Annotated in this window: 15 protein-coding genes; 4 read left to right on the forward strand and 11 right to left on the reverse strand. The window is 37.0% G+C overall.

Annotation, left to right across the window (positions count from 1 at the left end):
* Window positions 1–87 precede the first annotated feature (87 nt).
* A complete protein-coding gene (locus ABJQ32_19945) occupies window positions 88–579 on the forward strand; it encodes an Lrp/AsnC family transcriptional regulator (protein ID MEP5291939.1) in 492 nt (163 codons plus the stop codon).
* Window positions 572–1,060, forward strand: coding sequence for a phosphoribosyltransferase family protein (locus ABJQ32_19950; GenBank protein ID MEP5291940.1), 489 nt, complete (start codon window positions 572–574; stop codon window positions 1,058–1,060). The genes ABJQ32_19945 and ABJQ32_19950 overlap by 8 nt, the downstream gene beginning before the upstream one ends.
* 61 nt (window positions 1,061–1,121) lie before the next feature.
* Here the strand turns inward: ABJQ32_19950 and ABJQ32_19955 are convergent, their stop codons facing one another.
* Window positions 1,122–2,579, reverse strand: coding sequence for a hypothetical protein (locus ABJQ32_19955; GenBank protein MEP5291941.1), 1,458 nt, complete (start codon window positions 2,577–2,579; stop codon window positions 1,122–1,124).
* 235 nt (window positions 2,580–2,814) lie between these two features.
* Here ABJQ32_19955 and ABJQ32_19960 point away from each other — a divergent pair, with 235 nt between their 5' ends.
* The gene (locus ABJQ32_19960; GenBank protein MEP5291942.1) at window positions 2,815–3,510 is read left to right on the forward strand and encodes a response regulator transcription factor; all 696 of its coding nucleotides are present in this window, start codon (window positions 2,815–2,817) and stop codon (window positions 3,508–3,510) included.
* Complete coding sequence (locus tag ABJQ32_19965; protein MEP5291943.1) at window positions 3,507–5,009, forward strand: HAMP domain-containing sensor histidine kinase; 1,503 nt, start codon at window positions 3,507–3,509, stop codon at window positions 5,007–5,009. Before ABJQ32_19960 ends, ABJQ32_19965 begins: the two co-directional genes overlap by 4 nt.
* Here ABJQ32_19965 and ABJQ32_19970 read toward each other — a convergent pair.
* The 10 genes from ABJQ32_19970 to ABJQ32_20015 form a co-directional block, all read right to left on the reverse strand.
* Window positions 5,006–6,049, reverse strand: coding sequence for a hypothetical protein (locus tag ABJQ32_19970; GenBank protein ID MEP5291944.1), 1,044 nt, complete (start codon window positions 6,047–6,049; stop codon window positions 5,006–5,008). The two genes, ABJQ32_19965 and ABJQ32_19970, sit on opposite strands and share 4 nt — an antisense overlap.
* Before the next feature lie 11 nt (window positions 6,050–6,060).
* Window positions 6,061–7,020 carry a bestrophin family ion channel gene (locus ABJQ32_19975; protein MEP5291945.1) on the reverse strand — a complete coding sequence of 320 codons (960 nt, stop codon included), beginning with the start codon at window positions 7,018–7,020 and terminating at the stop codon, window positions 6,061–6,063.
* Window position 7,021: 1 nt separating this feature from the next.
* Window positions 7,022–8,095, reverse strand: coding sequence for a glycosyltransferase family protein (locus ABJQ32_19980; GenBank protein ID MEP5291946.1), 1,074 nt, complete (start codon window positions 8,093–8,095; stop codon window positions 7,022–7,024).
* A 14-nt stretch (window positions 8,096–8,109) separates the two neighbouring features.
* Window positions 8,110–8,466 (reverse strand): four helix bundle protein, encoded by a 357-nt coding sequence (locus ABJQ32_19985; GenBank protein MEP5291947.1) that lies wholly within the window; start codon window positions 8,464–8,466, stop codon window positions 8,110–8,112.
* A 35-nt stretch (window positions 8,467–8,501) separates the two neighbouring features.
* Entirely contained in the window at window positions 8,502–9,806 is a 1,305-nt protein-coding gene (locus ABJQ32_19990) for an ATP-binding protein (GenBank protein ID MEP5291948.1), read from the reverse strand.
* A gap of 49 nt (window positions 9,807–9,855) precedes the next feature.
* Window positions 9,856–11,235, reverse strand: a complete 1,380-nt coding sequence (locus ABJQ32_19995; GenBank protein ID MEP5291949.1) for a sigma-54 dependent transcriptional regulator — start codon at window positions 11,233–11,235, stop codon at window positions 9,856–9,858.
* A 121-nt stretch (window positions 11,236–11,356) separates the two neighbouring features.
* Window positions 11,357–12,817 carry a TolC family protein gene (locus tag ABJQ32_20000; protein ID MEP5291950.1) on the reverse strand — a complete coding sequence of 487 codons (1,461 nt, stop codon included), beginning with the start codon at window positions 12,815–12,817 and terminating at the stop codon, window positions 11,357–11,359.
* The gene (locus tag ABJQ32_20005) at window positions 12,814–14,148 is read right to left on the reverse strand and encodes an HlyD family efflux transporter periplasmic adaptor subunit (protein ID MEP5291951.1); all 1,335 of its coding nucleotides are present in this window, start codon (window positions 14,146–14,148) and stop codon (window positions 12,814–12,816) included. Before ABJQ32_20005 ends, ABJQ32_20000 begins: the two co-directional genes overlap by 4 nt.
* Window positions 14,148–16,310 (reverse strand): ABC transporter ATP-binding protein, encoded by a 2,163-nt coding sequence (locus ABJQ32_20010; GenBank protein ID MEP5291952.1) that lies wholly within the window; start codon window positions 16,308–16,310, stop codon window positions 14,148–14,150. Before ABJQ32_20010 ends, ABJQ32_20005 begins: the two co-directional genes overlap by 1 nt.
* Window positions 16,307–16,984 (reverse strand): TetR/AcrR family transcriptional regulator, encoded by a 678-nt coding sequence (locus ABJQ32_20015; GenBank protein MEP5291953.1) that lies wholly within the window; start codon window positions 16,982–16,984, stop codon window positions 16,307–16,309. The genes ABJQ32_20010 and ABJQ32_20015 overlap by 4 nt, the downstream gene beginning before the upstream one ends.
* Window positions 16,985–17,239 lie beyond the last annotated feature (255 nt).

Below are 17,239 nucleotides of genomic sequence, written 5' to 3' on the forward strand. Positions count from 1 at the left end.
AATTTTTGATAATCGTATTAAATTTGCGGCAAATAAAATTCTGTTACGCTTACTACAATAACTCAGAATTAAACCTTTTTTAGATAAATGAAAATACAATCATCGCGTATTAAGCTGGATAAAATTGATCGTAAGATTCTTGATATTTTACAATCAAATGCAAAAATTACGAATGCACAACTCTCTAAAGACATTGGGCTATCTCCTGCACCCACTTTAGAGCGCGTGAAAAAGCTTGAGACTTCAGGTATAATTAAAAGCTATCATGCGATGCTTGATACTGATAAAATTGGACTAGGAGTACACACCTTTGTGCAAGTCTCATTGAAAGGTCATAATAAAAAAAATATCGATGCTTTTACAAATGAAATTAGCTCTATTCCTGAGGTGATTGAATGTCATCATATTACTGGATCAGGCGATTTCATTTTAAAGATTATTTCCAGTGACATTCAATCTTATCAAAAATTGATGCTTGAAAAAGTATCAGAAATTGATGTTGTAGATGGTTTGCAATCCATGATAATACTCTCTACTTTCAAGGACAGCAAAGTAATGCCTGTGCCTGAAAATGAGTGACAATCAAATTTTATCTCAGCCCAAAGTAGATCAAATTGTTCGCAGGATCGCCTATCAGATCTTTGAGAACAACATGAACGACGATATCGTATTGGTGGGGGTGGATTCTGGAGGAAGAAAACTAGCCGATGCAATCAATGAATCATTGGTTGAAGTTTCGGGTAAGAAGTCTGTTTGTCATACTATTTCCTTGGACAAGGAAAACCCTTTAAACAAGGATATTCTTATAGATGGAGATATGTTAGACTTAGAACATAAAACAATCATTTTGTGTGATGATGTACTCAACAGTGGGAAAACTTTAGCTCACAGCTTAACCAAATTGTTAGCACTACACGTAACCAAAGTGGAAACAGCGGTCCTGGTTTTAAGAACTCACGGAAAGTTTCCTATCTACGCTAACTATAAAGGATATGAACTTTCAACAACAATCAAAGAGCATGTAGAGGTTAGACCTGGAAACGGTGTTTTTTTAACATAAAAAACCCTGACAATCTCTTGCCAGGGTCCATTTATAACAACTACTATTAACTATCTTTATTTTATAGAGCCTCTTCTCTATTTACTTCAATAGAGTTTGATATCTCATATACAGCTCCTGTAAGATCATCTAGACTGCTCGTGGGAGTGCCATCCATATCTGGACCAGTTAAACCTTCTAAGCCTTCAGCATATGTGATGTAGTATATCAAACATGTTCCAGCACCAGCACCATCGAAATCCACAGCAGTAAAAGATCCAGGTAATCCTAAAATCATTCCAGTATTATCAGTTACGATCCAACTACTTTGATCACCAACGGCATATCCTCCCTCTACAGTAATTCCACCTTCAGCAATATTATCAGCATTTCCATCACCAACTGTGAATGTAAATGGGCCACCACTAAGTACTGGAGCATCTAATCTATTGACTGTTATACCATTCGATAATAGGTGTGTTCCTTCTAAATCATCTAAACTACTGGTAGGATTGCCATCCATGTCAGGGCCAGTCAAACCGGTTAAACCTTCTTCATATGAAATGTAGTAAACAAAGCAAGTTCCAGCACCTGCACCATTAAAATCAGGACCCGTGAATGATGGAGGTAATCCCAAAATAGCTCCCTGATCATCTGTTACTACCCATCCAGATTCCCCTAAATCGGTTCCTGAAGTAGCCACCGTAATTCCATCTTCAGGGATGTTATCAGCCTCATCATCTACGATAAAATTGAATGGACCTCCAGCAAGTACCGCAGCAATTTGTCTATTCACCTCTATATTATTTGACAACTCGAACACACCATCTAAATCATCTAAACTACTCGTAGGGCTACCATCCATATCAGGGCCAGTTAAGCCTGACAAACCTTCTGCATATGTGATGTAGTAGATATAGCATGTGCCACCTCCTGCACCATCGAAATCAGGAGCGGTGAATGATGGAGGTAATCCTAAAATGGCTCCCTGATCGTCTGTTACGACCCATCCACTTTGCCCCTCAATAGAAAATCCTCCTTCTACTGTGATACCGTCCTCAGGAATATTATCAGCCACACCGTCACCCGCTGTGAAAGTAAATGGACCACCAGTCAGAGTGGGTGCGTCAATGCGATTCACCGAAATAGAATTAGATAAGGCGAATGATCCTGTGAAATCATCAGCACTCATTCCTGCTTCAAGTCCGGTAAGATCTCCATCGTATCTTAAATACCAAATAAAGCACTCTCCAGCACCAGCACCATCAAAATCTACACCTTCAAGTGCTTCAAGTGTTCCGGGCATACCTAGGATATTATTATCTGCATCAGTAATTAACCATGTACTTTCTGATCCAACTGACAGTGAGTTGTCAATAGTAATACCGGTAACCATATCCGGAGTTCCATCAACCGTAAATACGAAAGGGCCTCCAGAAATTGTACCAGCTACAGGTTCAATTGTAGGAGAACCGTCATCATCACCACAGCTGGATAATACCAATCCAACTACAGTTATCATTAATAATAATTTTTTCATTAGAGTTCTAATTTGTTTTGTACAAAAAAACAGGTGAGATATTGCGAAAGAGTCACATAGGTTTAACATTTTGATTTTATGATAATTTTTTATGTAACTCATTGATATATAGTATTTTAATATTTGTTACTATTGTTGAGAGTAACTTGATTGGTGACGTGATCGCTACTTTCATGACATTTTAGCACCGAGTCGTGATACTTCTGTGATAATTTTTTAGTTGATTCGAAATTGAATGTCAAAAGTTTTAATAATAGAAGACGACAAGGAGATTATCAATCTGCTTGAAATCCATTTAAAGGATTTGTCATGTGATGTCATAAAGGCAACAGATGGAGGTGCTGGCTTGGAACTTGCAAAATCCGAAAATCCTGATCTGATCATTCTGGATATTTCCCTCCCGGTGATGGATGGAATTGAGGTTTGCCAAAAGATCAGAATGAATCAAACGACTCCCATCATTATGTTGACTGCAAAATCGGAAGAAATTGATCGAGTGCTAGGTTTGGAGGTAGGTGCGGATGATTACATAACAAAACCTTTTAGTATTCGAGAATTTATTGCACGAGTAAAAGCCATCTTTAGAAGAACAAAGCTGATACGGGAAAGTATTGATGGAGGTACGGCTAAGCTTTCATTCGAAAACTTATCCATAGATATTGAAAAGAGAAAGGTTGAATTGGGAAGCGATAGAATTGAACTTTCACCAAAGGAATTTGAATTGTTAACATTAATGGCTTCACATCCAGGAAAAAGCTATACCAGAGGGAATCTGCTGAAATTGATTTGGGGATATGATTTCGAAGGGTATGAGCATACAGTCAATTCCCACATTAATCGACTCAGAGCAAAAATAGAGTCGGATATGGCAAATCCTAAGTTCATTCTAACAACATGGGGTGTTGGTTACAAATTCAATGAAGAACTATGAGTAAATCCAGACTGCTTACAAACAGATTGATGACGAAACTAGCTTTAGTCTTTTTCATGCTAGTGATTCTAATGGGAGTTTCTTACATTTTCACTACTATTTACCTAACCAATAAGCATTTTGAGGAGCGCTCGCAAAAATTAAATGCTGAACTCGCAAATCATTTGATTGAAGAAAAATTTCAAGGTAATTCACCATTTCTTGATGATGGAAGTGTGAATAAGCCTCTTTTTGGAGACCTAATGCATGATATGATGGCTGTTAATAGAGGAATAGAAGTCTATTTGCTCGACCTGTCTGGTGAGATCCTTTACTCCGTAGTTTTAAGCCATGATAATCCAAATGACCCAGCTCAGTATGTGAATATTGATCCCATTGATGAATTTATTGATGCCAAAGGAGGAAAATATATTCTAGGAGACGATCCCAGACAACCTGAGAAGGAGAAGATTTTTTCAGCAGCTAAATTCGATCATGAAGGAAAAGAAGGCTATATATATATTGTGCTAGCAGGACAAGAATCAGATAATGTAACTTCTTCACTTTTCTCTGGCTATTTTATGAAACTGGGTCTCGGTGCTTCAGTTTTGACTATGGTGTTCGTTTTGTTTTTGGGACTGGTTAGTTTTTGGTTTTTGACCAAAAATCTGCGTTCTATTATTGATAGCGTTAGACGTTTTAGGGAGGGAGACTTAGATATACGAATTGAAAACCCCGATAAAACGGACCTATCTGTTCTTGCTTCAAATTTCAATGAGATGGCAGACACTATTGAAAAAAATATGCAAGAGATAAAATCGGTGGACACGTTAAGACGAGAATTGATAGCAAATGTGTCGCATGATTTGAGAACTCCGTTATCCATTATCAGCGGCTACATTGAGACATTACAAATAAAGAAAGCGCAGCTCAGCGAGGAGGAGAAAGATAAGTATCTAAATATCATTAAAGGAAGTTCGGAAAAACTGTCGCATCTGGTTTCGCAGCTATTTGAGTATTCGAAACTTGAGGCACAGCAGGTAGAACCTTCAAAAGAGCCCTTTGCAATGACTGATTTAGCAATGGATCTGGTTTCTAAATACCAAGTATTTGGCAAGGAAAAGGATATTAAGATTAATCTGGAAGCAGAGGATCAAGTACCGCTTGTTTTTGCAGACATAAGCTTGGTAGAGCGAGCTATTCAGAACTTACTTGACAATGCATTGAAGTTTACTCCTAAAAAAGGGCAGATATCTTTGATTGTCTCTTCGGATGATAATGAAGTTAAGATTGGAATTTCAGATAGTGGGCCGGGCATCAAAAAATCCGATCAGGCGATAATTTTCGATCGATATCGACAAACAAGAAGTCAGGCATCTAAGGAAGGCGTAGGTCTTGGTTTGGCCATCGTTAAGAAAATTATGGAATTACATAATACGACTATCCAGGTAGTCAGCAATCCCAATGAGGGAAGCACATTTGAATTTTACTTACCAAAGTATAAGATAGCAGGCCTTTAGTAGTCTTTATACAAGTTGGGTTTTCTAGTAAGCATTTCGAGACTCATCTCTACCAAATCTCCCATACACTCGCATTTTAGAAAGTCATTATCCTCGTAAAACCCTGCAAGTTCTTCTCTCAATCTTTGAATATTTTCATCTTTAGAAAGCTTGTCTTTTTTCATTGTTGAAAGAAGATCACTAATCCGTTTTCTCTCTACTTTCAATCTATTCGCAATATTTGATCGCTCTTCCCTTTGGTATTGCTTTACGGTTTCGGGAGTCATATGCTTAAGCCCAATCTGTATGATCGGATTATTTTGCGTGTAGTATTGTGGAAGGTAAATCGCTTTTCGGCCTTCATAGGATTGCTGATCAAAATCAATTGCTCTCAGTCGATATTCTACATCTTCAAAATCCGGGGTAATGTCCACGACGAAATTACTGCTGTGCATATCTCCAAGCAACCTAACAAAACATCGTTCATTGAACTTTACGAATTCTTTGGCGAGTCTTATTTCATTTAAATGTGGATTGTCAAGATATTTCTTGATAAACAATTCTGCTGGTACACCGACAATGTGTTCTTCTATAAGAGTCTCTTTATTCACCACATAGCTGATCTTGTTAGGTGATAAAAGATGCTCTAGTTCCAAACCATAAATTCTTGAAGCGTCTGCATTTTTGATATAGAAATAATCAAAATTGTCATTGATTTGATTTACAACTCTAATTCGAAATGGTTGAGTATTTCCGTAAGCGCAAAGATCAACCCTATCGATGATTAGGTGATCCATGACGGATAGATCACCATCTGCTTTCATAATTGCATAAACCTTTTTCAAAGAAGCATTGATGTACTCCATGTCGCCTTGTGGGAAAAAGACAGTTTCCCAAAGAGTATCATTCCCTGATTTATCATAAAGCGGAATTGAATTGTCGTATCTAAGCAAGTCGCTATAGTAAATAGGTAAGTCAATCTCCCGATCATACCTATTGATATATGCTCGTAGCGTTTTACTGATTGGGAATATTTCTTTTTTCTTGCTTATGATTGCCATGATTGAATGTGCTAATCAAGATATTGAACTCCAAATTTTCCAGTTTTTGGCTCAATAGGAGCGGGAACAGTTTTGCTTTTGATCATTTCTAGAAGATCAATTTCTATATTCCTAGTGATGGTAGTAATAGGGGTATCTGCAGCTCTTCCTTCAAAAGGATCTTCTGTTATTGCTCCAGATTTTTCCAGAATAGTAAAGACAAAAGAGATGGCCATAGCCATAGGGATGGTCCCCCAGCCCATTTGCGGAACCAGTGAAAAGGGGAGACAAATAACGAACAACCAAAGAAAGACACCTGTGAAATAATTGTAATAGTAAGGAAAGATGGTTCCCTTGATACGTTCTGCCATTCCTTGCAAGCTGTAAAATTCTTTGATCATATTGGCTAGCTCCATATGTCTAAAGTCTTCGATGATATTTTTTTCATACCCCTCCGTCAATAGTGTCCCTTGTTTATGCAGAATTTGAGCCGGTTTATTATGGATTTTTTTAAGCTCTTCAACCTCTTTTGCTGGGATGTGTTTTGCTAGATCATCCCAATGACTTTGCTTTCTGAGATGCATGATCAAAGCGTAGAGCCAACAAATATGTCGATTGATTATATCGACTCTCCATTTCATGATGTCTTCTTCTTTTTCTTCTCGCTTTGAAAAATGAGATGAAGAGAAAGTGCAGATCATAACTCCGAAAGTTCTGCTAGCATTTACTATTCCGCCCCAAATCTTTCGAGCCTCCCACCAGCGATCATAGGCACTGTTGTTCCTAAAACCTAAAAAAATAGCCAAAGCACCTCCTAAAATAGTCACTGGTACTACGGGCAACACAAATGGATTTATGTTAAAAATATCTGCAAATTGATATTGAATACTTCCTAGTATTGAGATGAGGGTGAAAAGAAGAATACTTTTCCTATTGTAAAACACAATCCCAAGTACTTGCTTGAAGGGATTGTCAGAATATTTTATAAGCATATCAAGTGAGCATTTGAAGAAAAGTTTCAGGAGTGCTTTTGCACCAATCTCTGAAGTCCTCTCCTACATTTTTATGTTCTGGAAGATACTCTAACAAAACCTCTAAGTCAAAAATTTCACTGGAGACACCAGCTCCTGCTATTTTTGCATCTAGGGCATTACATGCTTGCTCGTAATGGCCCTCTACCGGTACCATAAGAACTGGCTTTCCTAAATACATTGCCTCGCAGACGGATTCAAAACCTGCTGTTGTTAAGTAACCTTTACAGGTGCTCATAAAATGAATGAATTTTTCATCATCTAGTTGGTGGAATGTTAAAGTATCATCTATTTTAAGTTCTTTTTTCTCCTCTTTTTTATCCCAAAAGCAGTGGATAGATAGGTCAGGGTGTCTTTCATGAAAACGAATGACATCTTCAGAATAGCCATGATTTACCATATAAACCAAGAAGTGGTCTCCTTGAGATGTTTGTTGAGATTTTACTTTAGCCCTAAGTAGAGGAGGGACAACAAAGAGTTTCTTCTGGGGTTCATCTTTCATTTTTTGGAATGAAAGTGCAAGAATTTTGTCTGCACGATAACTTGCCAATCTATTGCCGTAAAGAAGAGATGATTTATCGTAAAACCTTCCTTTTGGAAATTCAAATTGAGAATGATTAAGCAAAAATTGATGAGCGAGCGCTATATGCTTCACCTGGGGGCGTTTTAGAATAAAATACAGGCCGCCCAGAAAATCATAAAAATTAATGATAGTATCGGGCTTTTCGTCTTTCACTATTTCATCAATCTTTCTAACACTGTTTAGGAAAGTTCTGAGCTTCCTGAGGTTTGTTGAAAGTGTTCCAAATACATCGACTGATCTATTATTCTTATCTGTTACAAAATTTGGACTTTGGAGTTGAGTAATGGGGCTCTTTACTTGATTTAGAAAAAAATCAGGAAGTTCTCTTCTTTTACTTTTTCCTACAATTACATGAGAAACTTGGTGTCCATTAGAAGCAAGAATATCATACAAGGATATTGCCTGTGTCATATGACCTCTACCTTCACCTTGGACTATAAATACGTATTTCATTTAGTATTAAGTAATCAGGTTTTAGGTTTAAGTGAGTTAATCAATCCTCTTATAATTTTAGAAACTTCATTACACATTTGAAGCATTTGTTGAAAATCTGATTCATTGAGATATTGTAGTTTTTTTGCTAGATAAAGCATTGATTTTAGCTCACTGGCTGAGCCCAATGAAAAGTATAAGAACCTTGAAAAGTCCGCATTGCTACTTCTATCAAAACCTTCAGCTATGTTATTGGAAATGGAGACTGAAGCTCTTCTAATTTGATCTTTGAAACCGTAATCTTTATTTACATCAAACGATTTATATACTTCAACTGAAAGCTCTTGAGCCTTTTGCCAAGCAATTAAATCTTCAAATTTTTGGACTCCCAATACTTATTACTTACTTCTTACAACTGATAACTAAACTATGAAGCAAACTTAAGTAGAAACTCTGTTCCTTCTCCAATTTGAGACTTTGCCGTTATGTTACCTCCATGCTTTCGCATGATCTGTTTAGACAAGCTAAGTCCTATACCAGATCCATTCTGCTTAGTGGTGAAGAAGGGAATAAAGATCTTTTTGAGAGCCTCTTCTTCAATACCGGTTCCATTGTCAGCCACAGAAATAAATGCTCCACCACCATCAGTCGGCATAGCTGTTATGGTTAAGGATTTATTCTCTTTTTCGGCAGCAGCTAACGCTTGAACAGCATTTTTCACAACATTGATAATCACCTGCTCTATTTGTTCCCGATCAATGTTGACCTCTAAATCTGGTTTAACAGAGCAATTGATGGTGATTTTGGATGCTTCTATATCCGGTTTTAGAAGAATCAATACATGTTTAATCATTTCTTCTACTTCAGTAGGTTCAAGAGTTGGAAGCTTGATCCTAGTCATGTTTCTAAAGTCAGAAACAAATTTGATTAAGCTTTCGCTTCGCCTATGTATAGTCTTTACTGATAGGTGAAAATCTTGAATGGTATCATCATTTATTTGATTGATATTCATTCCATTTTCGAGAAACTCTGCAAGTTCAGTCTCCACGGTGGCTGCTAGAGAAGAGATAGGTGTTACGGAGTTCATGATTTCGTGTGTAAGTACACGAATCAAGTTTTGCCATGCTTCCATTTCTTTTTCTTCTAATTCAGACTGAATGTTTTGAATGGAAATCAGTTTAAAGGCCTTACCCAAAAGAGATAGTTCTATTGCATAAACAGCCAATTGAACTTCATCGTCGTTTTTAGTAATCTTTATCAAATCTCTACCTCCAGTTTTAAGTTCCTGAAAAGAGGTTAGAAGGGATGGATGATCTTTTGCAACTTGCTTAATATTCTTGATCAATTTTAATCCGAGCAATTTTTTTGCTGCATTATTCATGATCTGAACTTCGCCATCTACATCAAATGTTACAATCCCAATCCCAATATGTTGAACAATGGTTCTTAGATATTGATGTTGTGCTTCCTTGTCAGCTCGGATTTCCCTAAATTTTCTAAGAATCTCATTGAATTCGTGATACAATAGGTCTCTGCTGGATCCAGACTTTTTCTCTGGATATGTGTTGGTGAAATCGTCGTAGTGAATGCTTTGAAGGAAGTGAACGATCTCACGATTAGACTTTTCCAGAAAATTGTACAAATACCATGATTGAAATGCAATCAGTGAGAATACGAGAAACTTAGTAAAAAAGTAAGAATCAGAATAGTACAGGTTCACAAAAAGGAACATGGAGAGCAAGAGTAGAATTAACCTGCCTACTAACTGAAATCGAAAGGATTTATAAACCATGTTTTTCTAATCTTCTATAAAGTGAAGCACGGGTCAATCCCAGCTCCTTGGCTGCTTTCGAGATGTTCCCTTCATACTTGTTCACAACTTTTTGAATAGCTATTTTTTCCATATCCTCCAGATTATAAGAGTCTGGTTCTAGTGAAAGGTTGCTTTCAGGTTTTTGTGCAAGGAAGAAAAAATCTTCAGGCATCAATTGCGAGTTGTCACTCATGATAATTGCACGCTCAATAGCGTGCTGTAATTCTCGTATATTTCCAGGCCATGGGTACTTCTGCAGTTTTCCTACTGTAGAAGGTGCAACACCATCAATAGTCTTTCTGTATTTGCCAGCATACATCTTCACAAAATGATTAGCTAGTTCCTCCATATCATCCATCCGTTCTCTTAGTGGAGGAAGCTGGATTTCCACAGTGTTGATACGATAGAGTAAGTCTTGTCTGAATGTGTTTTCATTCACCATTTCATACACAGGCATATTGGTTGCACTAATTAGGCGTATATCAACGGGCACTTCTTGATTACTTCCGATTCTAGTTACTTTTCTATTCTGTATAGCGGTCAAAAGCTTGGATTGTAGGGGTTGACTGAGATTTCCTATTTCATCAAGGAATAAAGTTCCTCCTGAAGCTACTTCAAACCTACCTGCACGATCTTCTTTGGCATCTGTAAATGAACCTTTCTTGTGACCAAATAACTCACTCTCGAAAAGAGATTCTGTAATGGCACCCATGTCTACACCGATGAATGGCATTTCCTTTCTTAAAGATTTCTGATGTATAGCACGAGCAATCAATTCTTTCCCAGTTCCGTTTTCACCAAGAATGAGGACGTTAGCATCCGTTGCAGCTACCTTGTCGATAAGTTTAAATACCTTCTTTATAGGATCACTTTCTCCAATAATATCCTTAAAAGCTTTGCTACTATCAGCTTGAAGTGTCTTGCTAGTCTGCTTGAGCTGTGTTACCTCTTTATAACTCTTATTTAACCTGGAGGCGCTTGATAGCGTGGCAAGCAATTTTTCATTTTGCCATGGCTTTAACACAAAATCAGTAGCCCCTGCTTTGAGTGCCTGTACGGCCATTTCAACATCTCCAAATGCTGTAATCAGAATTACAACAGCTTGAGGATCTTTCTCAAGTATTTGTTCTAGCCAGTAAAACCCTTCTTTCCCACTTGTTGTATCCTGACTATAATTCATGTCAAGAAGAATTAGATCGAAGCTGTCATTATTTAAAAGGAAAGGTATTTTCCTTGGGTCTTTCTCTATTACAACCTCTTTAATATGTTTTTTGAGCAGCATTTTGGCTGCTAATAACACATCTTCGTCATCATCGATTATTAGTATTTTATTGATTTCTTCTTCCACGAGATTTTGATTTTATAATAAATTGTAAAATGCCACAACTGTGCCAAGAGCGAAAAAATACCTCTAAGCGAATGAATCGTTAAATGTAGTGAAAATATTGTTCGAATTTGAACAGGTTGTCTTACTGATTTGTAACTATTTCGAACATGTTTGTAAGACCAAGCAAAGGAACTCCTGTGATGTGATAGTATTCTGCTTTACTCTTTTCCCATTTAGTGAAAGCTTCGAAATATTCTGTTTGAGCCTCTATGTATTTGTCTTGCTGAATATTCAGTTTAAAAAGATCGGTTTCACCATTTTGAAGATTGACTAATTCAGCATCTAATAGTCTTCTGTAGTTTTGTGAGACACCTTGATACTGAACGAGCAAATCTTGAAATGCTACACTTTGAGCATAAGCTCCCAGAACTTCATTTTTAAGCTCCACCTGGTTTTGCGCAACTTGATATTCATTGCTCTGAAGTTTTAATCGAGTCTGCTGAATTTTCCCCCTTTCTTTTCTGAGTAATATGGGAAAGGAAAAATCTATACCCATTTTGTAATTTTCACCAAATTCTACAGATCGAGTACTAAAGTCAGGATCAAGTGGAGCATCGATAAAGGAATACGATAAATCTATTTGTGGCTTGAAGCTTTCTTTAGCCCATTTCAAATCAGCATTCAATTGATTCCGTTTTCCAGCTAGTTTATTGATTTCTGGGTGATTGGTGAGTGCGAATTCGATTCCTTGCTTTACATCAGTATCCAGGGGTGCGAAGAAAAGAGAAGATGAATCAGGAAGAACGTTAGGTTGTAACTCTAATGGAAGAAGATTCTCTGACCATAAATGCTTAGCAAGATTCAATTTTGCTAATTCATATTCTAGAGTAGCCTTTCGATAATCCACGATTCTTTTTTGGTAATTAATTTTTGCTTGAAGAGTGTCAACTACTGCAGCTTCTCCAAACTCATAATCGATCAAAGTTCGTTCGAAGAGGTTTTCTGCAAGGACTATTGCCTGTGCAAGTAATGCTTGTTTTTTACTGTAGAGGTACCAATTCCAGTAATCTTTAATGACGGTAAATAAGATTTTATTGGTCTCTTTTATCTGTTCAGCATCAGCGATTTGAGAAAAAGCTTTGGCTTTTTGTATGGCATTTCTCCTTTCATCGAAAAATAGCCCTTTACCTATAGGTACAGATACTCCAATAGCGACCTGTTCATTATTAGTGGTGTTAGGGATAAGACTCTGACGATTTACAAATTCTCCTTCATTTCTAAGGAATTCGATTTTTGGATCTATCCCTATATATGTTGGGATTTTAAGAGAGGTACTTAATAGGTCATAGTATTCTATTTCCTTAAAATCTTTCAGACTATAATCTAGCTCAAGCTTGGGGTCAAGCTGTCCTCGTGCTTCTCTGATTCTAGCTATAGCATCTTGGCTCAAAAGGTTAGCTTGCTTGACGATTGGGTGATAGGACAATGTAATTTTTAAAACCGATTCAAGCGATAGGTAAGACGTGTCTGTTTTTACCGAATCTTGTTGTGAGAAGGTTTTTAAACATGATAGAATGATTATGGAAATTATAAACAATCTCATTTCTTATCCTTTTGCCCCTCTTTATCATTATCCTCATATATGGTGGGAGGGAAGCCATTTCCTTGTCTCCAGATTTCATACCAAATAGGAACATTGTTTAGCATTACCCACCCTTTTATACCAGACCCTAGCCTCAGTTGAGCTGGCCATGGCTCGTCTTCAGGATCTGGTTCTACGAGGATTCTGAACATGCCGTTTTTACTCTGTACTCGATCAATAATGGCAACCTGACCCCCAAATGTTCCTACAGAAACATTTGGCCAGCCTGAAAATTGTAAAGCAGGCCATCCATCAAACTGAACCCTGACTTTCTTTCCTTTTTTAATAAGTGGAATGTCCATTGCTTTCACGAACATGGCAACAGCTTTGTCATTCGATTCCGGCAAAATGGTAGCCACGGCATCACCTTCTTTGATGGTCTCCCCAAGACCTACTTTTATGGTTTTGACAATATGTCCACTTTGAGGAGCAATTATTTGGTACTGAGATTGCCTAATCCGCACATTTGAAAGCTCGTTCTCCATCTTAGAGATTCCTCCGATGGTCTCATTTAAACCAGAAATGGTTTCATTGAGGTTTGATTGAGATTTACTGATCTTATCAGCATAGTCTGCTTCAATAGACGTTAACTCAAGGTAGGCATTTGCAAGATCGGCCTTTCTTTGAAGCCATTCATTTTCAGCTTTAAGGACTTTCGCACCGCTCATCTGATATTTAGATTCTATATCCTGAAATTTGGTCAAGGTGATATTCCCAGCGTCATATCGATTTTTATTACGCTCGTATACACTAATTGCGTTTTCGTTACTGACTTGCTGTGCTATGAATTCTAAACTATCCGCTTCTAACTTCAATCCAGCCTGTTTAAGCTTATTTTTGGCTTGACTGTTTTTAGCTTTTAAAGCTTTCCTAAGGGCATCAATTTGATTTCTTAAAGCAATGATTTTGTTTTCTTTCGCTTCTTTGGAGTTCTTTTTGGCTTGAAGCTGTTCTTCAATTCGAGGAATTAGGTTCGGGTCAAAGAATTTGTCTTTTATTTCAGTGATTGTTAAAAGAGTATCTCCCTTGTTTACATAATCCCCTTCTATAATTGACCACTCGACAATCCTACCTGCAATCGCTGATTCCACCATTTGAGGTCTATTTCCTGGATTTAGTGCCGTCAAACTTCCATTTCCCCGAATGTTCTGTTGCCAAGGAAGAAATAGAAATACGATGAATATAAAGGTGATCACAAGCAACACCTTAGCGACTGTACGACCTACTCCCGGAGTTTTTAATGTTCTGAGGGAGTAGAGATGTGTATCGGAAAGTTTATCTAAATGATCCATTAATAAATTTCTTTTAAAATGTCTTCATGCTTAATGAGATCATCAAATGCTCCGATAGCTTTTGAGTCGCCATTATCCAAATACAAAACTTTATCACAAGCTGCCATAACTAGTGGATCATTTGATACAACGATGAGTGTCCAGTTTTTATCTTCTCTAGTCAACATTTCAATGAGTTTTAATCTTTCTCCCTTCGTAAAGTCGTTAAAAAAGTCATTGAGGATGAGCATTGCAGGTTTTTTTGCTAGACATCTTGCTAGAACTAGTTTATTTACGAATGATGAAGAGAATCCTTTTCCACCACTCAGTACTTGGGTGTTTAATCCTTCGTCCAAGGCGTTGATGTTATCGTTAAGGCCTACTTCTTTGATTGCGTTTATTGCATCAGAGATATCCGATGTAGGTTTACCAACAAGAATATTTTCTAATATGGTTCCTTCAAAAATATCTTCTTGAGACACATTTTTTCCAATCTTATCCCTTAGATAAGTAGCATCTAGATCTCGTAGCGAGAGGTCATTGTAGGTGAGAATACCCTCATATTTCTGATGGATTCCAGCAATAATATTGGTCAAGGTGGTTTTACCAGCTCCACTTCCTCCACTAATACATAATGAGCCTCCTTTCTCAATTTCAATTTCAAGATTCTTCAATGAAGGCTTCTTTGAGCCTGGGTATGTGTAGGATACATTAGCTAGTTTAACCGCAAGTCCTTCTGCCATCTGGGACTGAGGAATATCAATTCCGCCAGTCTTTTCAAGGGGAAGATCAGTAACATGAGAGATTTTGTCAACTGCGGTAAGCATATCATATACCACATCCATATACATGATGATTTTCTCAACAGATCCTAATACCAAAATGATAATTACTTCGGCAGCTACAAACTGACCCAATGTGATTTCACGCTGGACTACCAAGATAGTACCTAGTATGAGTAGACCTCCTGTGACAATAGCCTTAAAAAGAAGAATGAAAGCATACTGAGAGATAAGAACCTTGAAGTGTGCACTTCTATTCTTTAGATAATTGTTTACGAAGTAGTCTGTTTTTTTAAGTGGAAGGATTGTATTTCCAGCTAGTTTGAACGAGTAAAGAGTTCTAGCCATTTCTTCTAACCAGTACACCACCTTATACTTATACTTTGATTCTTGAATAGAGCTTTTCAAGCCTTTTGGCCCTGTTAAATAGAAAATCAAGAAGAGTAAGCCCAATAGCCCGATACCAAAAATGATAAAGAATGGGTGGTAAAATGATAGAAGTAGAAGCCCGAATAAAATTTGAATTATACCAGTTGAGAGATCTATTAGTAGCTTAGGTAGTCCTTTTTGAAGTGTAAGTACATCAAAAAACCTGTTCATAAGTTCAGGCATATGTAGATTTAACACAGACTCCATCCTTATTCTTGGAACTCTGAAAGCAAATTCGAAAGCTGCTTTTGTGAAAACTCTCCGTTGTAAATATTCCACAATGGTTATTTGCAATACTTGTAGAACACCCGTTCCCAAAACTCCTATTATGATGAGTGTGATCAACAAGTAAACGGAACTGAATACAACTCCTCCGGAAATCAATTCCACAGCAGCTTGAATTCCCAACGGTAGCGTCAAACTTATTAATCCAATTAATGCGGCATAAACATAAACGTAGAATATATCCTTCTTTTCAGCGCTCAAAAGGCTAATGAGTCTTTTAACAGGTGTCAGCACATTCATATCTCCTTCTCCAGCAAAACTTTGATAAGGGAAACAGCTAAGAGTAAATACTTCACCGTTTGAATTAGTGGAGAAATTGATTTTATTGAAATCTGGAGTTCTCAGTTCTTTTAACTGGCCTCCCGGAGTAATAAATTCAAGGACTATGTCTTTCTTCTTCTGCTTTATAAATGCAGGGTGGAAGCCATCTTGCTCTATAAAAACGATAGTTGGAGAAGCATTATCTGCAAGCAGTTCTAGAAGAATGTCAGGCTTCATGTATTTTTCAAAAAGAACTATGCCACTATCATTAGCAGCCTCGATTAAATCTCTTTGAAATTCAGAAAGCTCGTTATCTTCATAAAAACGAGAAATGATATCTACACGCTCAAGTTTTGAGATATCAAGGTCGATCTTAAGTTTTGTTGCACACTCTTGAAGGCACCTTATTATTTGCTGATTATTCATTGCTGAAGCGAATTGAAAATAATTGTTGATATGAAATCAAAGTTTCTGCTGTAGATATCCTCTTCTTTTTTAATATCTGATAATTTAGGTAGATGCTGAGCAAAAAAGATTTGTTGATGCGCTGCTTCAAGACATGTGCTTGTTAGAGAATGAGGAAATTCAAAATCAGGATTTATTTCCTGGATATATGAAGCTATCGTCATACATAGAGATTTGTATCCTTTGAATAAACCTTCCTTGTTATCATCGTCAACATTTTTCGTTAAATACGTTTTATCAGATTCATTGGTCACTATTCTCTGAAGTACACTCTCGCTTACACCTTCGAAGTAATCATCATCGTTCAATTTTTTTGTGATAAACCTTAGAGCTATCCTTAATTTTTCTTTCGGATCAGAAATGTTGTGGGTTTCGAAAGTGATTTTGTATTCAATGTAACTCCAATACCAAGCAATCATGTAGACCAAAAGGCGATGTTTATTTTCAAAATATCTATAAATAGAAGCCTCTGTCGAACTAATTTTCACAGAAAGTTTCTTAAATGTGAAGGATTCAAAACCTATCTCATCTATTAGGTGGATGCTTTCTTTAATAATTTTCTGACCCAAATCACTAGACTGTGGATCTCTCAAGTATAGTGAGGAGTTTAGCTGAATTTGAAGTTTTGCTATCATATCACAAATATGAGCTATAAATCTTAATAGTAAAGCTATCACAACGATTTAAATTATGAATGGTTTTGATTTTTTTTTCATGCGTTTTTTTGTTAACATTGAAGTCATTAGTCCTTTTTATTTTGAGTTTTTGACCTTTGGGTTCAGGTGTTAGTCCTCCTGAACCTTTTTTTATGCCTTTCGGGTAATACTCTTCCTCCTCTACATACCATTTCTACTTCATTCATGATCGAAAGCGAACACTTTTCTGTATCA

Origin of the sequence: Marinobacter alexandrii (assembly GCA_039984955.1) — a bacterium.
GTDB lineage: Bacteria > Bacteroidota > Bacteroidia > Cytophagales > Cyclobacteriaceae > Ekhidna.